Genomic DNA, 3,768 nt, shown 5'->3' on the forward strand with positions numbered 1-3,768 from the left:
CAATAGTGATTGGTATGATGTTTATGGAGAAGGTAAAGGTATTTGTGATTTATAAGAGAAAACTGTAGTTCGTGAGGACTACAGTTTTTGGATTATCTGTCTAATGAAATAACAAAAATGAGATGTTAAAATAACCCTAGAAAGGGGTTGTTAAAATGAGTTGTCATCGTATTGGTCTAGGAATGAATTCAGTTGTTGAAAAATCAATTGAAATGTTTGAAAATGAAGAAATAGGCTTAAATGCTTGTAAGAAAATTATTGTTGCCTGTAGAAATGGTGTTTATTGGTGTGATGGGAATGAGGATGAAGCTATTGCCTGTATTATTGATTGTTATTGTGGTAATTGTTTAAGAAAGCTTCATCAAGAGTATCGAATTCGTGTTGATAGAAATCGGTATGATGTTGTGACTCATTATTTATGTGAGGATTGTTATCAACATCTTGTTTATGAAGAAAGCATATTAAAAAAGCACGTATATGTTGAAAAAACGGCATAATAAAAAAGTCAGATTTTCTGACTTTTTATTTTGAAATAATTTCCACACCATCTTCTGTAACAAGGAAAGTATGTTCCCATTGAGCAGAAAGTTTTCCATCATCTGTATAAACTGTCCAATCATCATTATAATTTAAGTGAACATGTCTTGTTCCTTGATTAAGCATTGGTTCAATTGTAAAAACCATTCCTGGAACAATCAAAACAGTATCTTCTTTTGTTTTAAAATGGAAGACATAAGGGTCTTCATGCATGGTCATTCCAATACCATGACCACAGAATTCTTCAACGACGCTATAGCCATTAATATGTGCATATCTTTGAATTGCTTTACCGATGTCTGCAATGTGACTTTTCCATGGCTTGATAGCTTTCATCCCTTCATACATCGCTTCTTTTGTGATTTTAACAAGTTTTTTAGCTTCATCTGAAACATTTCCCATCATAAACATACGTGAAGCATCGGCATAGTAACCATTTAATTCACTTGTAGCGTCAACGTTAATAATATCTCCATCTTTTAAAATAACATCAGAAGAAGGAATTCCATGACAAACAACATCATTAATAGATGTACAAATACTTTTAGGATAGCCTTCATAATTTAAATCAGCAGAATGTGCATTGTGTTCCTTTAAATATTCTCTTGTAAGTACATCGATATCTTCAGTCGACATACCAATTTTTATATTCTTTTCGATATGATCTAATAACCCATTATTTACAACAGCTGCTTTTTTGATTCCTTCAATTTGTTGTTGATTTTTAATCATTGATCTAGGAGGTGTCATCACTCCTCTTTTTTTGTAATAATTAATTTTTTTGTCAAATTCGCGGTGACAAACTTCATAGTCTAAGCCACTTCCGCACCAACATTTATTCATTTGTTCTACCTCTTTTCGTATCTATTTTAAACATCTCATTTTATAATGTAAAGAAAGATGATAATATGATTTTAATGGAGATGATAAAATGGAAATTTTAGATATATGCGATGAATTAGGAAATCCAACAGGAAAGACAGTAGAAAGAGAAATTGCACATCAACAAGGAATCTTACATCGTACAGCTCATGTTTGGATCTTAAGAAAAAAAGAAAATAAAATACAAATATTATTACAAAAAAGAAGTGAACAAAAAGATTCGTTTCCTGGCTGTTATGATATTTCAAGTGCAGGACATATTCCTGCAGGGGATAACTATGGTCAATCGGCGGTAAGAGAGTTGAAAGAGGAATTAGGAATTGTTGTAAGGGAAAGTGAATTGATTGATTGTGGAAATCGTAGATTTCATTTTGAAGAAATTTTTCATGGTCGTTTATTTAAAGATAATCAAGTAAGTAAAATATTTGTTTTATGGAAAGATTTAGAAGAAAAAGATTTTGTTTTTGTTGATCATGAAGTAAGTGAAGTTAAATGGTTGGATTTTGAAAAATGTTATCAAGATGTTAAAGAAAATAAAATAAATCATTGTATTTATATTGAAGAACTAGACATAGTAAAAAAATATCTTCGTGTTCAATAATGCTCCTTTTTAAGTCTATATAAATCCCTTCTAAGGCGTTTTTTTTGAAAAAAACATAAAAAATATAAAAATAAAAAAGATGCGGGGGGGGGGGTAAAATATGCTATAATTTATAGTGAATAAAATATGTATAGTTAGGATGTGTGAGTATGTATTTTACGATTATGGATGATGACCGAGCGTTTGGCGAAACTTTAAAAAATAAATTAGAAAGTGAATACCATGCTGTTGTAGATGTTTATCATGGAATGATTGATCTAGATCAGATAAAACATGTACCCGATATTTTATTTTTAGATGTGATATTTGAAAATGGGACAGGTGTGGATTATGCGAAAAAGTTTAAAGAAAAGTTTGATTCACAAATTGTTTTTGTTTCAAGTAAAAGTAGTTTGATTTTTAAAACCCAAGGATTAAAGGCGTTATGCTTTATTAGAAAGAATCATCTTGATAATGACTTTAAAGTTTTTAAACAACTTTACGATGAAGAATGTAAAAATGAAATGAAATTGATTTTTGAACTGAATAAGGGAATGAATAAAAATCAAATGGCATATATAACATTAATGAGTGATGATATTATCTATGCAGAATGTTATGCTCATGAATTGATTATCCATACATATGAACATGAATATGCTGTTAAAATGACTTTGAAGAAATTTATGGAACAAGTAAAACAAGCACATTGTTTTATTCAAATACATAGAAGTTATGCAATTAATATGAAATATATTTATCGTATAGATAAAAATCATATTAATATGGTTAATGAAGAAAGTAAAAATGAATTAGAAATTGGTAGAAAATATAAAAAAGAAGTTAATGAGGCCTTTAGAAACTACTTGATGGATAAATTTTAGATATCATGAAAAATCATGATATCTTTTTTTTGACATATAATACAACGGTGATGTTATGAAAAGAATTTTTCTTATAATGATTGCTTTTAGTGTGTGTTTCTTTGAGGTTCCTGTAGATGCTTATGAAAAATCTTTAAAAAATGTAAAAGTGGTGATTGATGCAGGACATGGTGGTTTTGATAATGGAGCTATTGAATATGGTTATTATGAAGATAATATTAATTTAGAAATTGCTTTGAAAATGAAAGATGAATTAGAAAAAAGTGGAGCTAAAGTCTATTTAACAAGAGATGGTGATTATGATATGACGAAAAGAAATCATCATTATTCTAAACAAGATGATATGTATTTAAGGGTCAAGAAGATAGATAGCTATAAATGTGATTATTTATTAAGTATTCACCAAAATGCTTCTGGTAATAGAAGTGCATGGGGTTCACAAGTTTTTTATTATTATAGAAGCAAACAAGGAAAAGCATTGGCTTTTGATATTGATCAAAGTTTAAAACAGTTAACAAATAGTAGAAAACCAATTAGTGGATGTGGTTTTAGAGTTTTAAGAGCTACTAAGACATTAGGAGTTCTAATTGAGTGTGGTTTTTTATCAAATTATAATGAATGTGGGCAACTAAGAAGCAAAAATTATCAAAAAAAACTATGTCAAAAGGTAAAAGAAGGGCTCATTAAATATCATTTAAGAATAATGACTCAAAAAAAGAAAAAAACAGCAAAAATTTTACAATAAAAAAGCGTTGATTTTATCAATGTATTTTTATTTTTTTAAAAAAATGTAAAAAAATATACGAAAAACTGTTGACGTATTCTTGTATGCATGGTATATTATATGGGCAGTTGATTGATGGGCCTGTAGCTCAGTTGGTTAGA

5 protein-coding genes and 1 tRNA gene (1 of these 6 only partly in view) are annotated in these 3,768 nt (G+C 28.8%); 5 read left to right on the forward strand and 1 reads right to left on the reverse strand.

Translation table 11 applies throughout. From position 1 onward, the window contains the following. Window positions 1-155 precede the first annotated feature (155 nt). On the forward strand, window positions 156-497 hold the full coding sequence (locus HUU89_RS13200; protein WP_175302004.1) for a hypothetical protein: 342 nt from the start codon (window positions 156-158) through the stop codon (window positions 495-497). Window positions 498-522: 25 nt separating this feature from the next. Here the strand turns inward: HUU89_RS13200 and map are convergent, their stop codons facing one another. After that, on the reverse strand, window positions 523-1,380 hold the full coding sequence (map, locus tag HUU89_RS13205) for a type I methionyl aminopeptidase (protein ID WP_175302005.1): 858 nt from the start codon (window positions 1,378-1,380) through the stop codon (window positions 523-525). Between the two features lie 88 nt (window positions 1,381-1,468). Here map and HUU89_RS13210 point away from each other — a divergent pair, with 88 nt between their 5' ends. The 4 genes from HUU89_RS13210 to HUU89_RS14800 all read left to right on the forward strand — a co-directional run. Continuing rightward, window positions 1,469-2,020 (forward strand): NUDIX hydrolase, encoded by a 552-nt coding sequence (locus tag HUU89_RS13210; RefSeq protein WP_032089640.1) that lies wholly within the window; start codon window positions 1,469-1,471, stop codon window positions 2,018-2,020. Between the two features lie 149 nt (window positions 2,021-2,169). After that, window positions 2,170-2,883, forward strand: a complete 714-nt coding sequence (locus HUU89_RS13215) for a LytR/AlgR family response regulator transcription factor (protein WP_175302006.1) — start codon at window positions 2,170-2,172, stop codon at window positions 2,881-2,883. A gap of 55 nt (window positions 2,884-2,938) precedes the next feature. Further along, window positions 2,939-3,628, forward strand: a complete 690-nt coding sequence (locus tag HUU89_RS13220) for an N-acetylmuramoyl-L-alanine amidase (RefSeq protein WP_175302007.1) — start codon at window positions 2,939-2,941, stop codon at window positions 3,626-3,628. Window positions 3,629-3,744: 116 nt separating this feature from the next. Beyond that, window positions 3,745-3,768 (forward strand) — tRNA-Ile (locus tag HUU89_RS14800); it runs 153 nt beyond the window's last position.

The sequence above is a fragment of the Faecalibacillus sp. H12 genome (genome assembly GCF_013361255.1).
Taxonomy (GTDB): domain Bacteria; phylum Bacillota_I; class Bacilli_A; order Erysipelotrichales; family Coprobacillaceae; genus Faecalibacillus; species Faecalibacillus intestinalis.